The following is a 26,725-nucleotide window of genomic DNA, read 5'->3' as shown; positions in this document are numbered from 1 at the left end:
AGTCGACATTGATCAGCAAGGATACTGATGCTCGCATACCAACTGGCGTACACATTGTGGTGGCAGGTGGCGGGCAATCTGCCCGCTGGCTGTTATATCTGCTGGCGGAGCAATTGGCACGCGATGGTACTGCTATCGACGGACTGCGTGTCACCGTTATAGAAAGCGGTTCACAGTTTGGTACAGGCTTGGCATGGGATCGGCACAATGTATTGGAGGTTCACCTTGCCAGTCGAGCAGATATGGTCACGCGGTGGCAATACGGGGATCAACAGCAGTTGCAGTTTGAGCGTACTGCTGAGTTGCTGCGGGAATTCGGCGCGGCGGTGTTGATGATCGACAGCGATGAAGTAATCGATTTGGTGGAAATGCCAGGTGGTTTTCACCTGACGTTACGATCAGGGGTTATTCTCGATGCACAGTTTGCCATTCTTGCCACGGGATACGGTACCAAACCGTGGCGCGGAAAGGCTACTCAATTGGATCAGGAAGTATTGTCTGGACTGCCAGGGATTCACCGCTGTCCTTGGCCGGCCAAAGAATTACAGTCTGCGGTATTTCCCCCCGCAGAGTCTGTAGAACAAAAGCGCATTCTGCTTCTTGGTTCCTATCTTACTGCGGTGGATACTGCTGTGACGTTGGCATCGCAGGCTGGTCAGTTTAATCGCGATGATCACGGCCGACTGCGCTTTGACGCATCATCCGATTTCCACATTTGTATGGCCTCACGATCAGGCTTACTCCCTGCGGTTTGGGGACGTGAGGCCGCTAAACCTTGGAGATGCCGTCATTTCACCGAGGCGGCGCTGAAGAATCTACGTGAAGTCACGGGTAATGGCCAATTTGTCTCCATGGCGGCAGTGCTGCGGCTGCTGGGTGAAGAGTTATGTGCTGCAGCAGCAGAGATTGACGGGAGCGTACCTAAGGTTTTGTCCCGGCTAAGCAATCCGGAACGCCGACTACGAGCGCTTCGCAAGCTGATGTCGAAACGTAGCGCCGCCGAGTTGCTGCAAGTTGCACTGCATGATGTCGTTGCAGATGGCGAGATGCCGCACTCATACCTTGCACTGAGGCATTGCGGATGGCAAGCACCGATTGATAGTGCAATTGCTCTCTGGAACGACTGCTCACCGTGGTTTTCGGCGGAGGATGCCGACAGCTTTGAGGCCGAACTCAAAACTACGTTCTATAACTATATGTTGCCGATGACACTGAATAGTGCGCTGGAACTAGAGGCCATGATGCGCTCTGGGCACCTGTCACTTATCGCCCTGGGATCGCATTATGAACTTGCACCGCACTACCCGACCGGGTCGCGCTTTACTTTGCGCCGAGAGGCTGGCAATTCGGAAGCGCATGAACTCCATTTCACCGATATCGTTGATGCCACCGGCCACGATGGAGATTTGCAACAGTCGCACTCCACACTGTTTCAGTCCTTGTTGCAGAGGGGAGTCATTCAACCAGCCATGCGCCAATTCCGCTATGCGCCAGTTGCACACCGAAGCCGAGTCAATAGTCATCGGGTTCTTGAGCACGCTGGATGTCAGTTCCTACGCGGCACGGGAGTGTACGCGAATCCGCGTACATGTGAGGTCATACCGAGAGGTCACTTTAGTACCGACTACATGCGCACGAGTAATAAAGGACTCTATGCCATGGGCCCCAATCTGTCGGGGCAATTTTCCGATGCGCAAAGCATCGGTCAAGTACAGCGGGATGCTCGACGTATCGTCGCCGACATTCAGAAAAAAATATTGGCCTAGGCACCAGTGCTAATGCACTGCTGTAGCAACCGGGTTTTCACTTCAACATTTTCAGGAGATACACAAATGAATCTTGTTCCTCAGCGATTGGATGGAAGTGGCGGTGTCTTGATAAGCCGATGTAACGGTGAAAGCCTGCTAGATCTGCCAACAGAGTCGGTTAAATCGTTGATGAGGTCGGCAGGTGTCGTAATGTTTCGGGGATTCGATGCGGGGCCGGAAATGATGAAACAGTTTGCAGATCAATATTCGTACAAGTTCAACCGTGATCGTCTCCGTCCGACTGTCGAAGGCAGCGGCGGCCATGTGCAGATGGTGACTGAGGGAATGGGCTATGTCGATCCACATTGCGAACAGGCAAATTCGCCATTTCGTCCTGATGCTCTCTGGTTTACATGCACTAAGCCGGCGGCTGAGGGGGGGGAAACGCTTTATTGGGATGGCATACGGCTTTGGGCAGCACTTAGTGATGAACTGAAGGATGTGTTTCGCCAGAAAAAGCTGCGTTTCTTTCAGCGTTACAGTAAAGAAAAATGGCAATTGTTTCTGGGCTATGACGCGACAGTCGCCGATATCAAGAAAGAGCTTGATGGAGTAGAGGGCGTCTCCTATTTCCTTAATGCAGACGAAGCGCTGTATTTGGAATATGTATCTTCGGCCGTAGTCCAGACGCGTTATGGCCATGTCGAGGCATTCGCTAATAGTTTGATGTCCGAATGGAAGAACACCTTGGGTGATTTGATGACTTTTGATGATGGCTCGCTCATCACTGAAGACATTGTACAGGAGGTGAAAACCGCATTGGACAGCTGTACCGAGGCAGTTGATTGGCAACCGGGTGATCTGGTGTTCATCGATAACTCGCGCTTCCTCCACGGGCGCAATGGTTTTACCGATACTACTCGTAAAATTTACTCCAGCCTAAGCTTCTTAAATTTTTAATAGACACGGCTGAATACGCCAACGATGAAAGTTCGCGTTCCGTAAACCCACCAATGCGGCGACAGCCAATGCAGCCGCCGCATTGAATCACGCATGAATGGATAATTATGCTTCATCACATTTCCTTGGCTGTACTAGACCTCGACCGAGCCGCTGCGTTTTATGACGCGACACTTGCCACCCTTGGCTTCGTGCGGGTATTTGCCGACGATGAAGCCGTTGGATATGGCTATGAGGGCGGTGGCGATAAATTGGCGTTGAAGCTTGCACCCGCCGTGACGATCCCAGGCGAAGGCTTCCATCTTGCCTTTGCTGCATCCTCTCGGGAGCAGGTCAGCCAGTTTTATGCTGCTGCGTTACGGCATGGCGGGCGCTGCAATGGTAGTCCTGGCCTGAGACCCGACTATGGTGAACACTATTGTGCCGCCTTTGTCTTCGATCCTGACGGCTATCGTATTGAGGCCGTTATCAATGAGCCTGTTTAGCGACAAACCTTGCGCCGCGGGTTACAGGACGGTACGCATCCTAGTCGACTCAGTCACCACACCAAAATTTCAATAGAGATAGCAATGTACGAACAAACAACTACTTTAGTAACTCTCCGCGCGGGCGTGCGCCTTATCCCCATGGTGAATAGTTGGTATGCCACACCGTTGCTCGTTTCACCGCTCACCTTTGGGCTGGTGACTAAGCGAAGCCACCTTCCGCTCATCAGTTCCTATATCGATTCACCTGACGTCCATCAGCAATGCGTCGCTACGCCCGAGTTGCGGGGGGGGCCATTTGTGGACTATTCAGGTGATCCGGCTGCTGTTGCCGCATTGGCCAACTTTACCTATGCCGAATGTGCCGGAGCATTGCGTGTTGCAGACGCTATCGAGTCGTTATTTGTGCGTGTAGACGAGGAAGGAACTGGAGGAAGCCTGCGTAGATTGTATGACACAGTGGATGCGTCATTGGCTGGCTGTGTTGAGTTCCACTATGATGCTTATAAACGACCTGGAATACGTTTTATTGAGTCGACCATCTATAGCAGGATGCATGCGTATGCAAAGCTTCAAACCTGCAGACTCGAGCACGTGACAAAGGATGAGCGACCTTTCTTTCTCAGTACACCACTTCTGACCAAGGGGCATAGTACTGTCGACATTCACGCTCCGTTTGGTGCCCCGATTTGGGATACGCTTTATCGCCGCCAGCCGCTTGAAATGGCGGCAGTGATTGAGCAAGTTACCCCCTATTTGGCAGACCCGGACCGTGATATTCCTGTCCTGCTGGAGATGTTTACCCCGCAATTGCCGGATAAAAAACCTCACGGTATGTTACCTACGGGAGCCGCTCGAGTTCGGTATTTCGGCCATGCCTGTGTGTTGTTTGAAAATGCATCCACCAGCGTTCTCATTGATCCGCTAATCAGTTATCCAGGAGAGTCGGACATCGAACGGTTTACTTTTGATGATTTACCTAAGCATATCGACTACGTTCTTATCACGCATGCCCATGTTGACCATTTCGTGCTCGAAACCCTGTTACAACTTCGGCACAAGGTTGGATGCGTAGTGGTGGGACGCGCCAGTGGCGGAAGCCTGCAAGATATCTCGCTCAAGCTAGTATTGGAAAATTGTGGTTTTGATAATGTCATTGAGCTTTCAGAGCACGAAAAAATAGTATTCGAAGGTGGTGTCATTGTTGGCGCTCCATTTTTTGGGGAGCACGCCGATCTCGATATTCGCGCCAAAATGACGTTTGGCGTGACGCTAGGAGAATCGACCTGCGCCTTCTTTGCCGACTCCAATCCGCCGCATCCAGATTACTACGCACACTTCAAGTCGATGTTACCCCCCCTGGATTGTATTTTCATCGGTATGGAATGCGTGGGGGCACCGGCATCATGGTCATACGGACCTTTGTTGCAGCGTACGCTCTCGCGCGCCGAGGATCAGTCCCGTCGGCTTGATGGTTCCGATGCGAAGACAGCAATTGCATTACAGGCGTTTTTCGCCCCTAAGCGTATGTTTGTGTATGCAATGGGCGCCGAACCTTGGGTAACTCACCTTTCAAGCATTGTTTATTCGGAAGACCTTCCGCAATTTAAACAAGCGCGCATATTTGAACGCACCGCGAAAGAGAACGGCAAGCATGCAGAAGTACTTTTTGGAAAAATGGAGCTAGTACTGGCACCGCGCGCGTAACAGTAGGCTATCGCTGGCTACAGGGAGGCGGCGGGCCCGCTTGGCACCAACGACAACGACAACGGCAACACGCGGGAACGGGGCGGTCTACTCGCCTCGGTTTTGGGTACCCCTGCAGCGAACTTGCCAGTGTCTGGACGACACTGGGCGCATGGGGCGACAGCTTTCTCGCCGCTATGCACGCTTTCCACACTTGGTACGCGACAAAACGAAGATGCCCACCATGACCTTTCCACAGTAAAACTACAAGGATACCGAGGCAGATGAATCCAATCTCCCCCCCACAATTGCGCGGTGCGCCTGCACCAACCATCGTCGATTTAGTGATGGAGCGGGCTAGCCATGGCCATGACAAAAAGATTCTGGTCTATTTGGAAAATGGCACTCATGAATCTGCTTCGCTGGACTATGTCCAACTTGATACTCAAGCAAGAGCTCTTGCGGCAACGCTGCTGAAACAATGTGCGACAGGCTCCCGTGCATTGCTCTTGTTCCCCCCCGGGCTGGACTTCGTCATTGCTTTTTTCGGTTGCCTGTATGCTGGCGTTGTTGCGGTCCCGGCATATCCACCAAAGCGTAACCAGAAAGCAGTCAGATTGCAGGCTATCCTTAACGATGCTAGCCCTGCAGTGATACTGGCCACTAGTTCCATCTTGAACCGACTGAAAAATGACGATGCTAACGCTGAAGATTTTAGCCACGTTCCCTGTATCGCCACGGATGAAATTGATCCCGCGTTGGCAATCACTTGGCTTCCAGTCCGGCCGCAACTGACGGATCTCGCTTTCCTGCAATACACTTCTGGGTCCACAGCGACGCCCAAGGGTGTGATGGTCACTCATGGGAACCTTATTGCAAACTCTGAGTATATCCGGCATGCATTCGATTTATCCAGCGACCAGACCATTTCCGTATCCTGGTTGCCTAGCTACCATGATATGGGTCTCATCGATGGTATTTTGCAGCCCATCTATACTGACTTCACCGGCTATATCATGCCGTCAGCTGTCTTCTTCCAACAGCCCATTCTCTGGCTTGAAGCAATATCGAGATTTAGAGCGACACATTCCGGTGGCCCTGATTTTGCCTATAGTTTGTGTGCGCGTAGCACGACTGCAGAACAGAGATCTACCCTTGATCTGAGCTGCTGGACGACAGCGTACAATGGTGCCGAACCCGTGCGTGCGGCCACTCTCGACTTGTTCGCCGCGACGTTCGCCGCCTGTGGTTTCAGAAGCAATTTCTACTTTCCCTGTTACGGAATGGCAGAAACTACATTAATGGTATCTGGCGTTGCGGTCGACTCCGAACCGCCCATCTGTATTGTGGATGCAGTGGCGCTTGAAAGTGGCTTGGCCGTTAACGCCAACGCCGACAGTGCAAAGCAGGTAAGCTTAGTTAGCTCGGGACATGTGTTCGCCGGCACCAGTGTCGCTATCGTCGACCCGGCATCAGCGATAAAGCTTCCTGAGGACCAAGTAGGTGAAATCTGGGTCTCAGGATCGTCCATCGCAGCTGGATACTGGAACAATCCACAACAAACGGCCGAAATATTTAACGCCTATATCGAAACATCCGGCGAAGGCCCTTTCTTGCGTACAGGCGACCTTGGATTTTTTCGTGAAGGCGAACTGTTCGTCACTGGTCGCCTTAAGGATGTGATCATTGTTCGAGGACGCAATCACTACCCACACGATATTGAACTCTCTGCCGAGCGAAGCCATGCAGGATTGCGTCCTTCATGCAATGCCGCATTCTCCATTGAGCGTGGTGGCGAAGAGCAGGTTATTTTGGTTCAGGAAGTCGAACGCACGCAGGTTCGCAGGCGTAACACAACTGAAATCGTTTCGCAAATACGCCGTGCAGTCGCCGTCGAACATGGTTTGCACATCCACACAGTGGTGCTGTTGGCTCCTGGGAAAATCCTCAAAACGTCCAGTGGCAAGATACAGCGTCGAGCTTGTAAATCTGCGTATGAGGCTGGCACGCTGGATGCACTGGATATCAACACCGCCGACGGTGGCGATTTTCTGCTGGCCGATGCAAGCATTCGGGATGAATTGGCACTATTGGCGCCCGAAGAGCAGCGGCGCCGATTGTGTATTTATTTGCAAGAGGTGCTAGGGCGGCTGCTCGATATCCCTCCCCTCCAGATCAATCTCAATGTGGCGGTGGTTGATCTTGGACTGGATTCGTTAGGCACTGTGCAGTTAAGGCATCGCCTCGTCACCGCGCTTGGCTATGTTCTGACGCCAATGGACTTGCAACAACCAACTGTCTTGCGGACCCTTGTCACCCGGATTGCTGCCCATCTATCAGCACCACCTGCTTTCAATAGCGCCGTTATCAACCCATTGGTAGGGGATGTGGCAGACGATGCTTTGTCCCGTGGACAGCAAGCGATTTGGTTTCTCCATCAATTAGATCCGAATGGCGCAGCATATAACATGGCCTTTGCGGTGGACATTCTGTCCCCCATTGACCCTGCCATGTTTGAACGCGCGCTCGGCGTTGTTATCAGCCGTCATCATGCCTTACGTATGCGCATTACAGTGAGGGACGGCGTGCCATACCAGCAAGTAGAGGATGGCGGGGGAATGGATTTTGTCTTGCAGGATACAGCAAGCTGGGGGGATGAAAAACTTAATGAAGATATCGCTGCTTGCAGCCATATGCCATTTGATCTCACAGCTGACCGGCTCTTCAGAATACGTCTGTATGCAAACTCTGCTGCGCGTTTTACATTGCTCATCGTTGCGCATCACATCGTGACTGACTTCCGTTCGCTAGAGATCTTCTTTGATGAACTATCTGCTATCTATGCCACGCTTCGAGCCGGCAGAGAGGCGAACTGGAGACCTGTTGTGCGGCAGCAGGCTGACTTTGTACAATCTCAGGCCCGTTTATTGGCGAGCGACGTTGGGGCTCGCCAGGCGCAGTACTGGAAAGAAAAGCTCACGGATAGTCAACCCGCTTTGGCCTTACCGTATGACTCCCCTAGGCGGATTGGCATGCCTGTTCAGGGAAGTGTGCTCCGCGTTCCTCTGACTAGGATGTTAAGCACTGAAATCCGTCAGTTTGCGAAAGCACAGGGAGTGACACCATATACAGTATTGTTAGCCATTTTTAAAATTCAGCTATTCCGATACACGGAACAGTCCGATATTTCAGTTGGCTCTTCGGTCGACCAACGCAGCGCAGGTGAGTTTCACGATACGATGGGTTACCTGGTAAATCAGGTGGTGATTCGTTCATCAATCAACGCCGACGCATCGATCACTGATGTACTGCTCCAGCTCCGTGAGTCGTGCCAGGGGGCATGGGAACATCAGGACTACCCATTTTCCAGATTGGTTGAGCAGCTGCGGCCTGAACGCAGCAATTCCAGGTCGCCTCTATTTGATGTCATGTTTGGTTTTCTGCGCGCGTCACATCCCAGTGGGATCGGCCAACTGGCATGTCAAGTGCCTGGTCAAAGTATCGATTTGGGGGGGCTACGGTTTGCCTCCCGTCCGCTGCCGCGGCAAGCAACACAGTTCGATTTGATGCTAACGGTGATGGATTCGGGGGAACATTTGACAGCTTGTTGGGAGTTTGATAACGCTCTTTTCCGGGAATCTAGCATTCAGCGCATGCATGGCCACTTTATGACGTTGTTGCAAAGTGCTATCGCCGATCCTATGGTGACGGTGGGGAGTGTTCCACTGTTGACGTTGCCGGAGCGACAATTGCTCGCCCATGAATGGAACAATACGATAACCCCTTTCCCTGCTCACCTTTGCGTGCATCAGGTCATAGAGGCCCAAGTAGCTGAATCCCCCAACTCGACTGCCGTAGTGGACGCTAGCGGACAGCTTACTTTCGATGAGCTTAATAGACGTGCAAATCAGCTGGCCTGCCACCTGCGTGCGAACGGGGTAGGTGCCGAAGCGTTGGTCGGTATCTGTATGCGCCGCAGTATAGCGATGGTGGTTGCGATGCTGGCCGTTTTGAAAACAGGGGGGGCATATATCCCCCTTGATCCTGTGCAGCCGGATGAACGACTGCGAACCATGATCAACGACGCGAATGTGCCGGTTCTCCTTACTGATCGGTCAACAGCGATACGATTTGCCAGCGACGCACGAAAAGTCATCTGCGTTGAGTCTGATTGGTCGCAAGTTCACGACCTGAGCGACAGTAACTTAGCCAATACTGCCGTGCCAAGTGGTACCGCGTATGTCATGTACACATCCGGATCAACTGGTGCACCGAAGGGTGTCATGGTGACGCACTCGGGATTGATGAACTATCTGTCGTGGTGCATCGGTGCCTATGCAGTAGGTGCTGGTTGCGGCGCCCCGGTGAACTCGTCTTTCAGCTTCGATGCAACAGTGACCAGTCTTATCTGTCCGTTACTTGCGGGGAAAAAGGTTGTGCTCGTACCAGAAGACGACGAAATAGCTGCCCTCAGTGAATTGTTGCGAGGTGCTGAACGGTTCAGTTTGGTGAAAATCACGCCGGCGCATCTTGAAATTCTGAAGAGTCATTTCCCGCCCGGATCCTCCAGCGTGGCCACCAATGCTTTCGTGGTCGGCGGCGAGGCGCTACCTGCGCCTACAGTCAAATACTGGCGTGAGCACTCTCCAGCGACGCGTATTATCAATGAGTATGGACCGACAGAGACAGTTGTGGGTTGCTGTGTATATGACGTGGTCGATGTCAGTGGCATCTCTGGCAATATACCGATTGGGCGGCCCATTGCAAACACCTGCATGTACATATTGGATTCACATCGTCAACTTGTGCCAGTGGGTGCTATCGGCGAGATCTATATTGCCGGTGCCGGTGTGGCGCGTGGATATCTGAATCGTCCGGAACTCACGGCTGAACGGTTTGTGTGTGATCCGTTCGGTAGCGATGCGTCTGCAAGAATGTATCGAACGGGCGACCTTGGCCGATGGCTTAATGATGGCAATATCGAGTATGTCGGACGTAACGACTCCCAAGTAAAGATCCGAGGCTACCGGATCGAGCTTGGAGAGGTAGAAGCTGTACTTTTGAGTCTGCCCGACGTCGGCGACGCTGCAGTGACCTTGCAAACTACGTCAAACGGCAGCAAACATCTTGCTGCCCACGTGGTGTACCACGGAGAATTTACGGATCGCCAAGAGCGCCTGCTAGCTGACATGGGGCGCAGCCTGCCTAAGTACATGCTACCTAGTACATGGTATTTCCTTGACCAATTACCATTGACTCCTAATGGTAAAATTGATCGAAAACGCTTGTCGCAACTTACTCAGGAAACTGTTACCAGAGGGTGTGAGCATAGTATTGCACAAACAGATCTGCAACAAACCATCATGCGGTTATGGCAGGATGCGCTAGGCGCTTCACATTTCGGAATTCATGATAATTTCTTCGATGTCGGAGGCCATTCGTTGATGGCAGCACAGATTCATCAGCGTCTGGTTGAACGGTTGGGAGACGTGGTCACGATTGTCGATATGTATCGTTATCCGACCATCAACGGCCTCGAGCAATATCTACAAATGGGTGTAAGTAGCATGCCGCAGATTACGTCCCAGGAGATCAACCGCGGACAATTGCGCCGTCAACACCTACATCGCAAGAAGGGACCGGAGATGGGACCTAATTAACTTGGCGTAGACTGGATACTGCTTGGGTACGTCATCGATGATGGTGTACCAAAAACATGGTGGTGCCGGACACTCGGCGCTACTTACCTGTGCAGAAACCTTAGCGTGCGGCTTGGCTGCAGGCGTCTACTTGACCACGTGCCAGAGGGGGGCAAGTAAAATACGAACCTAGCCTGGAGTGCTGCCGATGGTTACTCTGATCAGCAAAAGAATACTGGGAGTACCTGTTGCCTCAGGTTTGGTTCTCGATTTTTGAGAACGTCGAAAATTCTTGATTGTTTGGTCGAGAGTACGTCGCACTAGTTATCCCAGCGGTCATTGAAGTTCAAAACAGGCTTCCCTGCCCCGTTGTGAGATTTACAAAATTATCATTCATGGGTAGTAGAATAGCATCTGCGATGGGCATCAATTGTTTAAACAGATAATGTTCGTAGTCAATATGCGAGCGTATTGCTTCCAGCGGCTCGGGACCACTGGTTGTCATGATGTAACTGATATACCCACCATTTTGGTAACGCATCGGTCTGCCGGTAGCTTGATTGAAAGTGTCTGCAAGACGTGCTGCCCTCACCTGAGGTGGTCCATTGACCGGATAGTCATTCAGTCGACGTACACGCTTCCGATACGCCAACAAGCCATCAAACTTACCGTCCAGAGTATTCCTGACGTACTCGCGCACATACTCTTGATATGGCTGCGCTTTGAAGATGCGCTGGATTAGACCCTGCTGAAATTGCTGGGCAAGTGGAGTCCAGTCACTACGCGCAACTTCCAACCCTCTGTAGATGACGTCTTCCTCCCCTTTGCCATTCACAATCAACCCTGCATAACGTTTTTTGCTGCCCTGCTCGGTGCCGCGTATGGTTGGCATAAAAAATCGTTGATAATGAGTGTCATATTCGATTTCTAGGAAGCTTTCTAGGCCTAGTTGCTCGTGCAATGTTTGTTTCCACCACATATTAATTTTTTGGGTTAACCGTTGACCGATTTCTAAAGCGTCATTGTTCGACGCCGCATTTTTCAGCGAGATGAAAATCGAGTCAGTATCACCATAGATAACCTCAAAACCCTCTTCTTCGACCAGTTTGCGCGTCAACTTCATCATCTCGTGACCGCGTAAGGTGACTGAGGAGACAAGCTTCGGATTGTAGAATCGACAATCCGTTGATCCAAGAACTCCGCAGAAAGAATTCATTAGTAGTTTAAGTGCCTGGGATAGCGCTTCATTTCGTTGCTGTTTGGCAGCATCGCGGCCTTGCCATAGCTGATTCACGATTGCGGGAAGGCAATGATCGTGGCGAGAAAAAACAGCTCCGTTCATACCGGGGACAATGGATGCTGTATCGTGTGCGGCCTCTCCAGCGATCATTCCCACCGGGTCGACCAGGAAGGTTCGAATAATGGAAGGATAGAGGCTTTTGTAGTCCAGCACGATGACCGAGTCATACAGGCCCGGCTTCGATTCCATGACAAAGCCGCCAGGCGAGTCGCTCTCTGGGATATCGCCGACGCTAGGCGCGACGTACCCCGCTCGATGCATGCGCGGAAGATAATGGTGGCTGAAGGCAGCGATCGATCCACCAAACTGGTCTGCCTGCAGTCCCGTCACATTGGCCCGGGCCATGATAAAAGCCATCAATTTCGTATGCTCAAATATGCGCGAAACCAACTCGCAGTCTTTCAAGTTGTAATAGGCCAATGCCGGTTTGTCTTCATGAAAGCGTCTTTCGATCTCTGCCATTTTGTCGTATGCGTCACCAATATCTTTGCCCTCCCCCAACAAAGTCTGTGCCACATTTTCAAGACTGAAAGAGGGAAAACTCCAGGAAGCGGCGCGTAAGGCTTCGATTCCATCGATTGCCATGCGACCAGGAATCGATGCGAACAGGTGCTGGTGCCGCGAGCGATGTTTTCGCCAATGAATGGACTGGCCTTCACGTCCGAGCAGCAAAGGTGTTTGGTGTTTATCGGCATTGTCTTGTAGTACACGTAAATCGAACTGGATGAGACTCCAGCCAATAATCACGTCTGGATCATTTTCGTTGAACCAGGCATTCAGCCGCTCAATTAAATTCTTTGGTGTTGGGCAATATTCCAAATTAAAATCATGAGCTTCATCAGAAGTCTTATTTTGCTTGTTTCCTAGCATATATACTTGACGATGCCCACAGCCGTACAATGCAATCGAGTATAAGTCTTCTTTGGCGCTCGTTTCGATGTCAAGCGATACCACCCGAAGTGTTGGGCGATAATCCGGTGCCGGCTTGAGCTTGCAGTCCGTGACTAATTGCCCGGCCTTTACTCCGCCTTCAAACACGACTGAGGCACAGATAAACCGTTCCATCAAATATCGTTCGGTTGGACGAATATCCGCTTCATACAGGGTGATGCCGCGCTTTCGCAGGTTCCTATCCAGCGCAGTGAGCTGTCGATAATGTGTAAAGTAAATACCCACGACTGATGTTTGCGCAAATGTCTTCAGCGGCAATGGGCGTATGTCTATACCGGCGACCGCCTTCAATTGGGCGCGGATGAGCGTTACTTGGTTGGCATCAGCAAAGGCGACAGAAGATTGGTTGTTGAGTCGAATTTTCCGAGGTCCATCATCTGTTGCCACCCAAAATTCAATCTCCGTTCCCTTGTCTGTGTCGCGCCAATGGCGTGTCAAAATAAAACCTTGCTGCGATATCATGGACATATCAAATCTTAACGATGAATGGAGGGAGCCTAGCGCTTTTCGTGCTGCGCATGCTCACGGCTGGCGAGGCGTCACCGACGTTGTTCGCTAATATCCGGAGGGAAAAAGCGTAGAGACGGAGCCAACATCTTTGAGTATCGGTGATCATTTCGCGTTGCGCTGTCGTTGTAGTCCAGGAAATACTGATCAGAATGTAGGCGCAGCGGTCATACCAGGCAAGAATCGTTGCTGCAAACGAGGTTGAGATATTCAATCGCAGAGCAAGGGAACCACTCGCCCGATTCCGCAGGTGATGCATGGCGGTCCGATGTTGCCAGTAAATTCAAGCGACTTGCCTCCTCGTCTGCGCGCCTACATCTTACGATTAACCCCCAGTTTGAACATCCCCATAAAACGAGGCTTAGTATCGACGAAAATGGTAAAAGTGGAGCGCATTTGCGTCGAATTCACAGAGACAATGTCCGATACGCCTTACAATCGGCTTTCACGCCACAGAAAGTGGTCGGTGTACTAGGGCTGCAGTACCGCCAATAGGTTAGATATGGCGGGATGCATAGTAACAACACGGATTATGTTTTGTGTGGATGAGCGGCAGATTGGAAAAAGGGACGCCAATGTTCCAAGAAGGCGCCGCAGGCAATAAAAGCGGGATTGAGCAACGATGCTTTCGCATTGTAGGCTAGCGGCGCCAATTGATCGCACAGCATCGTACCGCCAGCCTCTTCAACAATGCACTGCGCGGCTGCGGTATCCCATTCGGATGTCGGACCGAACCTGGGGTACACATCGGCGGCGCCCTCTGCCACCAAACAAAATTTCAGAGAGCTGCCCATTGCCGTCACTGACACATTTCCCAGGAACTGATGCAGCAAATGTTCTTTGTGCGAAGTGTGCGAGCGCGACCCCACAACACGCACTGCTTCCCCTGTCTCTGCGGCAGACACCCGAATCGCCCTGGGAAGAGTTGATCCGTCTTGACGAAACGCGCCCAATCCTTGCGAGGCGAAATAGGTACGCTGCAAGGCCGGCGCATGCACGACACCGAGTATTGGGCGGCCATGCTCAATTAGGGCAATATTGACCGTGAACTCGCCATTGCGTGACACGAACTCGCGCGTGCCGTCTAAAGGATCAATGAGCCAGTAACGAGTCCAGGTGCGGCGCAATTCCCAATCAATATCAGCCCCTTCTTCCGACAATTGAGGCAGTGGTGATAACGCTGACAGGCCCATCGCAATGATATTGTGAGCGGCTACATCTGCGGCTGTCAGCGGGCTGGCATCTAACTTTTGATCAACCTCAAAATCGCCTTGATAGACTTTCATGATTGCGGCTCCGGCTCGTTCGGACAGCTCAACAATCGACTGTAACAATGCACTTTCAGACATGGGTTACCTTTGAGGACTGGTGGATGAAACCATGGTGGACAAGGTGATCGATTACCTGGTCTGCGCATGCGTCTGGTGGAGACATATCTGTGCGTAAGTGGATGGTAGGATTTATAGGAGTCTCATAGGGTGAGTCGATGCCTGTAAAATGTGGGATCATCCCAGCGCGCGCTTTCTTGTAAAGTCCTTTGGGGTCGCGCCGTTCACATTCTCCGAGCGGTGCGTCTACCAATATTTCAATGAACTCCCCTGCAGGGAGGAGCGCACGTACCAAATCACGGTCCGATCGAAACGGCGAGATGAAGGCAGTAAGTACAACGAGCCCAGCATCAGACATCAAACGCCCCACCTCGCCAATTCGTCGAATATTTTCTACTCTGTCAGCTGCGGTAAATCCAAGATCCCGACACAAGCCGTGCCGTACATTGTCGCCGTCCAGCAAGTAAGTGTGAAATCCGCGAGCTGCTAGCCTTCGCTCTATGACTCCCGCAATGGTCGATTTCCCCGATCCACTCAAGCCCGTAAACCATAATAGGCAGGGTCGTTGATGCTTGATAGCGGCACGAAATTTTTGATCGACGCTGTGGTTATGCCAAGAGAGATTTTTTTCCATTTTACGTATCTAACAGGGGCTAAGTGTGTGCATCCGGGAAATAGTATGGGCGATATAGTTGAAAAAAATCAACTTTCTGCAATGGGGAACGCATTGCGTCGCGCGTATATATTTCATCTAATACGGTTACTTGTAGCCAAATTTCTGTAACGGTTCCCTCAGGATTTCATTCACATACTCATGTAGTTCTGATGGTATGTGGGTTTTCCACTTCCCGGGCTCACCAGTACTTGTTATATGATTTCCATTGATACCATCAACTACATATGCTCGCCAGTCCTTGTCCAGCCATCCGCTGGCACCATCCTGTTTACATAGTGCATTCGCACTTTCCATCCTCTCAAGATTAGTTTCTCGGGAGTAAAGCTTTTTAATTGCATCGCGTTTTTCGAGTGAAATCTCAATACCAAAAAATTTTTCTATTTCGGCAAACAAGAAGTCGAATTGATTGAAAAAATCCTCATATCGCAACCAAAGAATGTTCGGTCGTCCGGACCAATCCTCTGCTACTTTATTGATTTCCGTAAATGAACGAGCATCGACGGCATGGTATTTTGCGATAAACTCGATGCTGGCTTGGGTCGGTGGTAGGTCGGCCCTCCCAAGATATGTGCAAAGCACATCCCGAAAATCCCGGACGGTAGCTACAACCATCGTTCTCTCATCAAAATCAGGGCAATTATGGGTTTTTCTCACATCCCCGAAAATAAAATCAAGAACTTGCCAGACAAAGGTTGATCCACTTCCAGGAAATCCATACTGTACGACCTTGGTGCCATTAATTTTTTCAAGATTGGGATCTACTTCTTTTTCAAAGTTCTCGTATTTCTTTACAGATTTTATGGTGTCCACTCGGGTTCTCTCAGACGGGTTAATAAAAATGGCGAATATTTCTGCTTCAACTATATCGAATTTAACAAAATATTGCTAAGGTCTTCAGAAAATATTTTATTCATAAGGGCAGGGATTGCTGAAAGCCGCTACCTCCATTGGCTATTGCTCGATCAAGTGCTGTGGTTCGTGATGACTTCCCCAAAACAAGAAATTATCCTCTTGTGGCAACCGCAGATTGCGGCGCTACTTGTTCCACCAATTTTCCACTATCAAATTTACACACTCGGTCCGCAAGATGGAAGTACCGATCATCATGGCTAATGACAACCAAAGTTTTTCCCTTTGCTTGCATCTCGGGTAATAGTGTTTCATAAAAATGTGCGCGATATCCAGGATCTTGATCGGCAGCCCATTCATCTAGCACGCAAATTGCACTATCATCCAGCCAGCATTGCAGCAGGGCTAGACGCTTTCGTTGACCCTGTGAAAGTGAGATTGTGGACCAGCGACCGCGCTCTGACCTGACTTTTTCTGCCATACCTAATTGGGCAAGTTTTTGATTCGTTAGGGAGTCCGGAACAGTGTTGCCATTTCGATCAAGTACTGATGAAAATAGAAAATAGTCTGAATATATTGTCGAGAAAAGTGCACGATAGGCTGTTGGGGTATCGATGGGCACTTCAACTCCATCGATGCTGATTGCACCACCGGTGCGTTGATACAGGCCATTCATGACCTTGGCATAGGTAGATTTGCCACTACCGTTGCCTCCGACCAGGAATAGTACTTCTCCCCTGCGTAAGCTAAGTGAAATCGGTCCCAATTCGAAGGGTTGTTCACTGGGTTTGCCTGATGTGTAGGTCACACTATCGAAACGGATTTCATCCCAATTCTGATAATTGTTATGATCTTCAGTTGACTCAGGCGTCTTGTGATTACCTAGATTAATACGGGACACCGCTCGCGCAGAAATGACTGCTTTTGCCATGGTTGAGACACTATTCATCACGAAATCGATGGATCCAGCGACAAAAGTGATAACGACAAAATAGGTCACAGCAAGACCAACAACATTGTCTGCGGACGACTGTACTGCAGCGATGGCGACACCTAGTGCCAAGAATAGAAGAACGCTAGTCCAGGCTTGCCCCAAGTGCCAGTACATATCCCACACGATTTGCGAACGCTTTAGCGCATTAACTGATGGGAAAAGTTCATGATTGGTAAAATGATGGCGACGAGGCATGTTTGTGGCCAGCTCTTTTGCGCCATCAAATAAAGCATGCATATGAACATAATACTCGTCCTTTAATTTCCGATAGTGTGCATATTGGCTATTTCCACGATTTAGAATGATCATGGTCAAACCACCACCGACAATAACTGTCCCAAAGAACCATAGAAAGGCAAATGGCGAAAGCCATGCGAGATAGCCAAAGCAGGCAATCGTTGTGATACTGTTCATCAGGAACTGCGGCGCATCGCTTAGACCGTTGGCTAAGTTGTCGATGTCGTCGGTCAATACGCCCAACAATGCTCCCTTGCCTGCAGATTCAAGTGCTGGGTAGTGGGTAGCGAGTACCCCTTTTAGCAGCTCCGTGCGGATAAAAGCCAGTGCGTTAGTCGAAATATTTACTAAGAGAGCGCTGGCTAGCATTTTCGCAAAAAACAATGCTCCCACTCCAAGAAGGTAGCTGGGAAGCCACGTTCCATTCGTTTTGCTATTGAATTTTGCAACCTGACCATTGAGAAAATCAAGCAAAGTGAGATTGGTTAATGCCGTTAATGCGCACAGGAAACCACATAAAAGAAGTATCCATCGTTTTTCATAAAACAGTGCTTTTAGCATAAATTGGAGTGTTGTTAAGTGCTATGAATAATATAGTAGAATAGATAATGTGCCTCATGTCATTCTGACATTTAACTTGCGCACTACAGCATCCACTGAAATTTGAATGTGGCAGCTACGGTTTTTAATGATGTTTCCAATGCAATATCCCTTGAGAGGCCAATTGAGAATGACCGCTCGTGCTGCCAAATATGCCGATACATAATTGATTGATGCTGCTGACGGTTTTGCCATGAGTCAACCTTTGAAATGTCATCCTTAAAACGAGAAGATGATGTGTTTTGCATCAATACCCGCATTGAGTCGCGCGAGCTGAAGTGGAGCATCCCAAGCCAGCGCCATCCTTTGTCAACAAACGCCGGTCTATCGGTGCGGCCTTGCACCCAAATCCTGTTCCACCGGTGGTCCATCTCCAGCGCGGTGCCTCGGATCATGGGCAAGCGCCATCGAACCCCTAATTGTGCCGCACCGCCATTTCCGACCCGATCCGTTTCTTGGTCCAATTGTTTCCCTACAGTAATCTCGCCGGTTATCAAGGCTAACCATGGCAGCGGCGAAGACTCGCCTCCAAAATGCAAAGCAGGGGTGTTGTGCAGTTTTCCATGGCGCCTCGCGCGCAATTGATCGAATCCTAGATTTGTCCAAAATCTGGTTTGTCCTGGTGCATACAGCCAGATCCCAGGTTGTATTTCGCGTTGTACTATCTGGTTTGCGACTTGTTGAGTTTCTCGATCGAGGTAAGTGCGCGTTTCGCGCACCCCCAGATGAAATTCCAGCTCATGAAGCTCGACAGAGAAATTATCTGCTCCTACGCGCGCAGATCCTAAGCGTCGATTGATGTCTGCAGCCATTTTCAAGACGCCAGCCTGAGGCACAAACCCATTGTCATTAACGAAATTGGGCCCGATTGACTCCAGCGTAACTTGGTTTGCCCAGTGAAGCGACCGATGAGAATATTTTCCCAAACCATACCACCCCTTGTGTTGAACCGTGGCAATCGGCTGTTGTTGCACGTTAAATCCGGCGGTGTTGGTTGATTGCATTAACATCCAGGAAACTTGATCTTGTCCTTGTTCAGTTTTGCTGCTCCATTGTCCGTCGATGCCGAGAACGCGATTCACGCCGGCCAAGCCATAGTGTCGTTCAGAAAGGAATATGCCGTTGACGCGGTTCTCACTATGCCAGCGCATCCGCGCTAAACTGATTCGGGAACGATTGTTTTGCTGATACTCATCGGTTCCATAAGGGCTACCGCGTAGTACCTTGGCTCCAGCTTGGTCTCTCAGGCTCATACTTGTCGCGTCGGACTCCGTCCCCCTCCATGTTGCGCGTAGTCCCCAACTTGGGTCGGCCACACTTCTGGAATAAAACGCGGATATTGGCACACCCAATACGTCCGAACTTTCCAAAAAAAATCCACGTTTCTCAGGTAAATCTTGTGCAATGTGACTCGCTCCCACCGCGCTGGGCTCGTCAATTTCAACTTGGGAAAAATCGGGGTTAATAGTAGCGTTAATCACCCAGTCAGCTCGCGGACGTGCATGTATCTCCATTCCGATCGAACTAACAGTGCTTTTCTTTCGCGCCAATCCCACATCATCCTGGATGAGGCGCGTGGTTAATTCAGGGCGAATCGTGAAAAAACTGCGATCTCGTATCGAGGACAATGTTTCCTCAATTCCTAATATTTCCTGCATTTCTGAAATGTAGCTGAGCGCATTTTTTTGCAAAGAAGTGCTTAAAAGCATCATTCCGTTCGCATGAGGAACACTTCTTTCAATCATCATGCGCCACTTCCTATCCTGGCTATAAGGGAAGCGCAAACTAGATAAGGGCCAGCGAACCTCCATACTATAACCATCTGGAAGCTTCTTAACTGCAGCGTCGATAGGAAAATCCGGTCCGAGATCTGTTTCATCATCCACGCCACGGTATAGACCATCTGACAGCACGCCTGCAGTATTTATCCTGACGAATTGTGCGTCACGTCCATGGCCACTGGGATCGACAAAGATGCCAATGAAATCCTGATCCTGGCCTACTTTGTCCCGCCGAGCCAATGTTCCCTGAGGCCGATCTCCTGTTCGATCCCAGGCGCGTATTCCAATAATCAATGCATCCGCATCCACCAGCACTTGCACGCTCGTGCGAAGGCTACCCGGTGCAGCCTTGCCATTATCAGGCTCATATAGATAAAAATGATCATTGCTAGGAGCTCGCGACCATACTTCCTCTTCCAGTATGCCGTCCAGATGCACATTCATATCTTTCCCGATGGCTAAGGCAGCGATCCCCTTGGGATTCGAACCTGTTTTAACCTTTGTATCGGCTATTGCATCAGAAAGGAAAAGTGTTCCTAACAACCACGCGGCCATTATTTTCCCAGTGTCACTTGACCTTCGAACCTCAACTGTCAACACTCATTTTCCTTCTCGTTAATAACTATAAATGCACTCTGTCGCACATCGCGGAGGAAAATAGTGGAACCATCAGATATTTTCACGAGACGCAATTGGTTGGTCTTTTTTACCAGAAGAAGCCGAGCTCTCCGGCAATAAGAAATTAAGACTAAACCAAACGAGCGCGCCATAGCTGCAGAGTCAAGGTTGAGGAGCGTAGATTATAGCAAAATAGTGATTTAAATTGCAATTTTTCTAAAATTGACCGATTGTTCCATGCGGGCCAAGTATATTTTAAAATTGAAAATATGCCTGTACGGTACGGTGTGCCCAAATTTTACCTTGGAGCCATCTATTTTTAAATCATGCTTGAACTCAAGCAACATGCAATGAGAACTCTATTTTTAGTAATAAAATTCGGCCAAACTTTTAACATACGCCTGGAAAGGTAGTTAGAAAAATTTCTAAATAGGCAACTTTAACTTCCAGGAAAGACGATACTGTGCATCAAACTTGACAGCTCCGCCCTTCCAGCGCATAACATTGTTCGGCGAACGATACTGCATCAGCGTCATCGATTGCGAATTGGCTCTTGTGGATCTTGTGCATAAATTCGATGCTGGAGATCATGTCTCCAGTGCGGCAGAACGATTTGATATTGAACATCCGCCTGCCTATCCGCGTGACAGCACGATAGACATGCTCGGCAGTGTTGTGGAGGGATTTGACCGGATGCACTATGACGAGAACCGTACCGCCGGCGTTGATCACGTCGATGGCCGCGTTATTTGCACTACGCACCTCCATCGCGACTTGACCAGGAGCGCCATTTGCCTCTATAGCCGGGGCGAAAAAATTGTTTCGCCATGGGCATATGTAAGAAACATGGCATAGCCCAACTATCCCTATATCTCCTTTGCAAGCTTATATTGCTTCGTTCTACGGTAATCGCCGCAGACTCTAGGCGACGGTACTCCGCTGTTGGTCTTGGATTTATGCGCGGACAACCCCTTGCTGCCGCTGATCCTGCATCCAGGCGGTAAGGTTAGCCAGCGACCGAGGTCCGCTTCATAGATGGCACCGGGGTCAAGCTGATCCGATTTGCATAGCTTGGTCGCTTGATAGTTCGTCTGGTCTGGTTGCATTCGTCTAAAACCCGAGACCATTCAGCAAATATTCCAGCAGCGGTGCAATCGCTTCTTCCTTTGTCATTTCCCCTGTGGACAGCGTAAAGGCCGGCGCAGGCGGCACTTCATATGGACTTCCGATCCCCGTCATATTGGGTAGTTCACCCTCACGCGCCCGACGATACAGCCCTTTGACGTCGCGTGATTCGCACACCTCAAGCGGCGTGCTGACATACACCTCGATAAAACGCTCGGCTCCGATCAGCTCCTTCGCCATCTCGCGCTCGCGAAGAAATGGTGAAATGAGCGCAGTCATGACAATTAGGCCGGCATCAGCCATCAATTTAGCCACTTCGACAATACGCCGAAGATTCTCCACGCGGTCGGCATCAGTGAAGCCGAGATCTTTGTTTAAGCCCTGCCGTACATTGTCTCCATCAAGAATATAGGTGCGCCTGCCGTGCTGATGCAGCGCCACCTCCAAGGCGTTGGCCAGCGTCGATTTTCCTGATCCCGACAAGCCAGTGAACCACACCACTTGGCCACAGTGCCCGTTGAGGCGTTCCCGATCCGCGCGGGCGATCGAGAGCGGCTGGTGGTGCACGTTCTGCGCGCGGCGCAAGGTGTGGCGGATCATGCCAGCAGCGAGCGTCGCTTGGCTGAGCCGGTCCACCAGAATGAAGCTGCCCAGCTCCTGCGAGTTCTTATACGTGTCGTATACCACCGGCATGACCGTGGCCACAGTGCACACCGCGATATCATTTAGGGTCAGCGAGGGGGCGGGCACCTGGCTCAGGCTGTCCATATCCACCTTATATTTGATACTCGTGATGGCCGCTGCTGTCCATTGTGCATTGAGTTTCAATTCATACGAGCGCCCGGACAAGCCCTCCTCAGCATGCATCCAGACAATGTCTGCTTCAAACTGGTCTGTCATCTCCAGCGGCGTGCTGCTGAGCGCCATGACGTCGCCACGCGACACTGCAATTTCGTGATCGAGACAGATCGTCACGGCATCGCCGGCGGCAGCCTCGTGCAGTGGACCGTCCATGGTGACGAGTTGCGCAACCCGGGCGGTTTGGCCGCTGCCGGTAACACGGATGTCGTCCCCAACCTTGATCCTCCCTTCGAGCACGGTGCCGCTATATCCGCGGAAACTGGAGTCCGGGCGGTTCACATACTGTACTGAGAAGGCAAAACGCTGGCTGACAGCTTTGGCCACATCAATGGAATCTAGCAGTCCCATCAAGGTGGGACCGTTATACCAGGTCGTACGAACCGACCTTTCAATGATATTGTCGCCCTTGAGCGCTGACATCGGAATAGCATGGATCGATGCGAATCCCAGTGGTTTGGCAAACGCTGCAAAGTCCGCCTCGATGCTCCTGAACACTTCCGGCTGGTAATCGATCCTGTCCATCTTGTTTACCGCCAGTACCACATGCTTGATGCCTAGCAGCGATACCAGATAGGCGTGGCGCCGTGTCTGGGTCAGCAAGCCTTGTCCGGCATCAACCAGCAGGATGGCTAGGTCCGCAGTGGATGCGCCTGTTGCCATATTACGCGTGTACTGTTCATGCCCCGGCGTGTCGGCCACTATAAACCTGCGGCGTGCGGTCGTAAAATAGCGGTAGGCCACATCGATAGTGATGCCCTGCTCGCGTTCGGCGGCGAGGCCATCGACCAGGAGGGCGAAGTCGATGTCGTCACCTTGGGTGCCAAAGCGCCGCGAGTCTGCCTGCAGACTGGTCAGCTGGTCGTCAAATAGGTGCTTCGCTTCCCATAGAAGGCGTCCGATCAGCGTACTCTTGCCGTCATCCACGCTGCCGCAAGTAATAAAACGCAGCAAGTCCACCTTTTGCTGCTCGGAGAGGAATTGCTCCATAGATACTGGCACCTGTGCATGTGCATCGATGGGCTTGAGCTTGTGTACCATCAGAAATATCCTTCTTGTTTTTTCTTCTCCATGCTGGTGGTAGCGTCGCTGTCGATCGTCCTGCCTTGCCGCTCCGAGCTGCGAGTGCCGATCAGTTCCAGTAGGATGTCGTCGAGCGACGCGGCGTTCGATTCTTCCGCGCCAGTCAGCGGATAGCAGCCTAGACTGCGAAAGCGTACGCGCCGCTCACTGATTTTCTCTCCCGGCAGCAAGCGAAAGCGGCTGTCATCAACCACCAATATCATGCCGTCGCGTACCACCACCGGCCGTTCCTTTGCAAGGTACAGCGGAACGATGGGAATGTTCTCCTGACAGATATATTGCCAGATATCGAGCTCGGTCCAGTTTGACAATGGGAACACGCGGAAGCTTTCTCCCTGCCGTTTGCGGGTATTGAACAGATTCCACAACTCTGGCCGCTGGTTCTTGGGGTCCCAGCGATGTGCAGCTGAGCGGAAGGAGAAAATTCGCTCCTTGGCGCGGGACTTTTCCTCATCGCGGCGGGCGCCGCCAAACACCATGTCGAAACCATGCTGATCGAGCGCTTGCTTCAAGCCTTCGGTTTTGGTGATATGTGTGTGCAGGGCTGAGCCGTGGTCAAACGGATTGATATCCTTAGCGATCGCTTCCGGATTGACATGCAACAGCAGCTCCATGCCGCTCATCTTAGTCATCTGGTCGCGCATCAGATACATTTCTTGGAACTTCCAGCGCGTGTCCACGTGCAGCAGCGGAAAAGGCGGCGGCGCCGGATAAAACGCCTTGCGCGCCAAATGCACCATCACGGCACTGTCCTTACCGATTGAGTACAGCATGGCAGGATTATCGCTCTCGGCCACCGCTTCGCGGATGATGCGGATGCTTTGCGCTTCCAGCCGTTTCAAATGGGGCGTAGGCGCGTGGCGGCGTCCACTGGCTGGCGGTAGATTCAAGACCGGCGCGTAGGCATTCATGCATAGCGTCACTTGTTCTAACGCGGGATTGGCGCGCAGCGTTTTGACCAAAGCACCATGGGGAAATAGGGTGATGTGCTTACCGATGTGCTGCTGCAGGCGCATGAGGGCTGGCAACATATCACCTTCGTCGGTGGGTTCAATCCAGAAGCGGGCATTACGCGCGTCGTTCGCATGCACAATGGCCGCACCGGACTGGTTGTAATGTAGCTGTACGAACAAGGCAAGATGCCGCTTGGAACGTGCCCGTTCAAGCGCCCATTGAAAAACGACGCGGTTTGGTTCGCGCCCCCATTCATCGCGCAGGGATGCCTCGGTCACCTCGGGCGGTAACAGACCCAGCTCGTGCAGCCGCCGCTCCGCTGTACGCTTGGTATCGGCCATTCCGGCGCCCTGCAGTGCCTGGAATGCAGATTCGATATCCCAGGTGCGGCCAGCACCCAACACGGTTGTCGCAATTTGCATATTTTTAATATTTACGGAAATGAATTGCAATGATAACATTGCAAAAATATAAAATGTAAGGAAATTGCATCATGCGACAACATTTCTCCCAAGAGCTATCGAATGCAATACCGAGATTGACTGGTCGGTTGCCGCACTTACTGGAGCAGCGATGAAATCTATCGTCATTATCGGGGCCGGGTTTTCTGGTGTAGCGCTGGTCAGCCAGTTGGTGCGGCAGGCCGGAACTGCCCCGCTGCGCATCGTGCTAGTAAACCGCTCCGGCAGCATGGCGCGCGGTTTGGCCTACGGCACGCGCAGTGCCGACCATGTGCTTAATGTTCCCGCGGGGAATATGAGCGCTGTAGCCGAAGATTCGAACCATTTCCTGAACTTTGCCCGCTCCCAGGATCCTTCGGTGCAAGCGCACTCCTTCGTACTGCGCCGCGTGTATGGAGACTATCTTGAATCAATGCTGAAATCTGCAGAGCAATCGCTGCAGTCGAATCTCTCTCTAGAACGTATCACGGGCGAAGTGGAGTCCATCGAAACCGCGCTGGGCGGCCAACGCATCACCCTCGTCAATGGCCATGTCATTGAGGCCGACAAAGTCGTACTGGCGTTTGGTCACTTCGCATCGCCGCACCCTGGCGCGGCCGCCACGCCGTTCTTTGCCGGCCACCGCTATGTTCGCGATCCCTGGAGCATGGCGGCATTGGACGCCATTCCGCACGATGCTCCGGTGTTGCTGGTCGGCACTGGTTTGTCTGCCATCGATGTGTGTATGACCTTGATGAACGCCGCACCGGCGCGGCAGATTCACATGGTGTCGCGCCGCGGTTTACTGCCTAAGGCTCACCGGAGCGGACCTCCGCGCCGGTCTTCGCATGCGCTGCCCGAGATATTCAACGCACAGGGTGCATCTCTGCGCCAGTTGTTTAAGGCATTCCGGCGGCATGTCCGCGCCATCGAAGCGAAGGACGAAGACTGGCGTGAGGCGTTGAACCTTTTGCGCCCGGGCACCCACATCTTGTGGCAAGGGTGGAGTGACGCTGAGCGACGGCGCTTCTTGCGTCACGTACAGCCATACTGGGATAATCACCGCCATCGTGCAGCGCCACAGCCGCATGGACGCTTCGAAGAAGCCGTGAAGGCGGGCCAGATCCAGGTACATGCGGGGCGTATTGCGACCTTTACCGAAAAAAATGAAGGCGTGTCGGTCCTGCTGCGCTTGCGCGGCAGCGGCGCTCAGCGTTCACTTGACGCTGCGTACGTTGTAAACTGCATCGGTCCGGATTGTGACCTGCGCAAGACAGATAGCCCGCTGGTCAAGCGCCTGCTCATGGATGGGGTGATCCAACCCGACAGACTAGGCCTGGGCGTCGCAGTCGACGAAGAGTGCCGCGTACTGAGTGCGGACGGAACAAAGTCCGTAGATATGTACTACATCGGTCCTTTGCTGAGGGCCCAGTACTGGGAGGCAACAGCGGTGCCGGAATTACGTAAATTTGCCTCGCGCCTAGGCGCAATCCTTCTGCGAGCGACCTGACGTCTGCTGGGTTCTGTCGTGCTGTTGATTCGAAGGCGGAATTTTCCAGGAAAGAAACTGAGCGAGGCCCCAAACTGGACAAGCCATTCCTACCAGCGCATAAAATTGGTTCCGCACGACATTGCACGGATGCATTCGATGGCGAACTGTTCTTTGCGAATCCTGCGCACGCGTTCGATGCCGGCAAGCATGCTACCGGTGTGGTGAAACACTTTGAAGTTGAAACCCTGCGTGAGCACCAGTCTGATGGCACGATGATCTTGTTCAGTTCTGTCGCATTGGCAAGCCTCCGGAGACCGGCCAGGTAGACTACGACGCCTGCACGCTGGACTCGACATGCTCAATTTTAATGGAATGCGATTCCCGATCGAAGTCATCTTGGCACGCATCCTGAAT

General features: G+C 51.6%; 15 protein-coding genes. 7 read left to right on the top strand and 8 right to left on the bottom strand.

The window, feature by feature from the left end; genetic code table 11:
• Positions 1-8: 8 nt before the first annotated feature.
• The 5 genes from ACQ4WP_RS24360 to ACQ4WP_RS24340 all read left to right on the top strand — a co-directional run bounded on the left by ACQ4WP_RS24360 (position 9) and on the right by ACQ4WP_RS24340 (position 10,539).
• Complete coding sequence (locus ACQ4WP_RS24360) at positions 9-1,766, top strand: FAD/NAD(P)-binding protein (RefSeq protein WP_436525144.1); 1,758 nt, start codon at positions 9-11, stop codon at positions 1,764-1,766.
• 66 nt (positions 1,767-1,832) lie between these two features.
• Complete coding sequence (locus tag ACQ4WP_RS24355; RefSeq protein ID WP_436525142.1) at positions 1,833-2,708, top strand: TauD/TfdA dioxygenase family protein; 876 nt, start codon at positions 1,833-1,835, stop codon at positions 2,706-2,708.
• A gap of 107 nt (positions 2,709-2,815) precedes the next feature.
• On the top strand, positions 2,816-3,193 hold the full coding sequence (locus ACQ4WP_RS24350; RefSeq protein WP_436525140.1) for a VOC family protein: 378 nt from the start codon (positions 2,816-2,818) through the stop codon (positions 3,191-3,193).
• 84 nt (positions 3,194-3,277) lie between these two features.
• Positions 3,278-4,900, top strand: a complete 1,623-nt coding sequence (locus ACQ4WP_RS24345) for an MBL fold metallo-hydrolase (RefSeq protein ID WP_436525138.1) — start codon at positions 3,278-3,280, stop codon at positions 4,898-4,900.
• A 263-nt stretch (positions 4,901-5,163) separates the two neighbouring features.
• Positions 5,164-10,539, top strand: coding sequence for a non-ribosomal peptide synthetase (locus tag ACQ4WP_RS24340; protein WP_436525136.1), 5,376 nt, complete (start codon positions 5,164-5,166; stop codon positions 10,537-10,539).
• A gap of 325 nt (positions 10,540-10,864) precedes the next feature.
• Here the strand turns inward: ACQ4WP_RS24340 and ACQ4WP_RS24335 are convergent, their stop codons facing one another.
• The 6 genes from ACQ4WP_RS24335 to ACQ4WP_RS24310 all read right to left on the bottom strand — a co-directional run bounded on the left by ACQ4WP_RS24335 (position 10,865) and on the right by ACQ4WP_RS24310 (position 20,296).
• The gene (locus tag ACQ4WP_RS24335) at positions 10,865-13,237 is read right to left on the bottom strand and encodes a DNA polymerase II (RefSeq protein ID WP_436525134.1); all 2,373 of its coding nucleotides are present in this window, start codon (positions 13,235-13,237) and stop codon (positions 10,865-10,867) included.
• 569 nt (positions 13,238-13,806) lie between these two features.
• Entirely contained in the window at positions 13,807-14,625 is an 819-nt protein-coding gene (gene cysQ, locus ACQ4WP_RS24330) for a 3'(2'),5'-bisphosphate nucleotidase CysQ (protein WP_436525132.1), read from the bottom strand.
• Positions 14,618-15,238 (bottom strand): adenylyl-sulfate kinase, encoded by a 621-nt coding sequence (cysC, locus tag ACQ4WP_RS24325; RefSeq protein WP_436525130.1) that lies wholly within the window; start codon positions 15,236-15,238, stop codon positions 14,618-14,620. The genes cysQ and cysC overlap by 8 nt, the downstream gene beginning before the upstream one ends.
• A gap of 126 nt (positions 15,239-15,364) precedes the next feature.
• Positions 15,365-16,090 carry a sulfotransferase domain-containing protein gene (locus tag ACQ4WP_RS24320; RefSeq protein ID WP_436525128.1) on the bottom strand — a complete coding sequence of 242 codons (726 nt, stop codon included), beginning with the start codon at positions 16,088-16,090 and terminating at the stop codon, positions 15,365-15,367.
• A 193-nt stretch (positions 16,091-16,283) separates the two neighbouring features.
• Positions 16,284-17,921 carry a cyclic peptide export ABC transporter gene (locus ACQ4WP_RS24315; protein WP_436525126.1) on the bottom strand — a complete coding sequence of 546 codons (1,638 nt, stop codon included), beginning with the start codon at positions 17,919-17,921 and terminating at the stop codon, positions 16,284-16,286.
• Positions 17,922-18,004: 83 nt separating this feature from the next.
• Positions 18,005-20,296 (bottom strand): DOMON domain-containing protein, encoded by a 2,292-nt coding sequence (locus tag ACQ4WP_RS24310; RefSeq protein ID WP_436525124.1) that lies wholly within the window; start codon positions 20,294-20,296, stop codon positions 18,005-18,007.
• A gap of 537 nt (positions 20,297-20,833) precedes the next feature.
• On the opposite strand from ACQ4WP_RS24310, the gene ACQ4WP_RS24305 reads away from it, so the two are divergent.
• Positions 20,834-21,214, top strand: a complete 381-nt coding sequence (locus ACQ4WP_RS24305; RefSeq protein ID WP_436525122.1) for a hypothetical protein — start codon at positions 20,834-20,836, stop codon at positions 21,212-21,214.
• A gap of 255 nt (positions 21,215-21,469) precedes the next feature.
• On the opposite strand, the gene cysN is transcribed toward ACQ4WP_RS24305, so the two are convergent.
• Positions 21,470-23,383: a sulfate adenylyltransferase subunit CysN gene (cysN, locus tag ACQ4WP_RS24300; protein ID WP_436525120.1), complete on the bottom strand. Its 1,914-nt coding sequence runs from the start codon at positions 23,381-23,383 to the stop codon at positions 21,470-21,472.
• On the bottom strand, positions 23,383-24,336 hold the full coding sequence (cysD, locus tag ACQ4WP_RS24295) for a sulfate adenylyltransferase subunit CysD (protein WP_436525152.1): 954 nt from the start codon (positions 24,334-24,336) through the stop codon (positions 23,383-23,385). Before cysD ends, cysN begins: the two co-directional genes overlap by 1 nt.
• 616 nt (positions 24,337-24,952) lie before the next feature.
• Between cysD and ACQ4WP_RS24290 the strand changes: the two genes are divergently transcribed.
• The gene (locus tag ACQ4WP_RS24290) at positions 24,953-26,329 is read left to right on the top strand and encodes an FAD/NAD(P)-binding protein (RefSeq protein WP_436525118.1); all 1,377 of its coding nucleotides are present in this window, start codon (positions 24,953-24,955) and stop codon (positions 26,327-26,329) included.
• The last annotated feature ends 396 nt before the right edge of the window (positions 26,330-26,725 follow it).

The sequence above is a fragment of the Janthinobacterium lyxosi genome, assembly GCF_051380665.1.
GTDB lineage: Bacteria > Pseudomonadota > Gammaproteobacteria > Burkholderiales > Burkholderiaceae_D > Janthinobacterium.
Note: the sequence above shows the minus strand (reverse complement) of the source record. Positions and strands in the feature narration are given on the sequence as shown.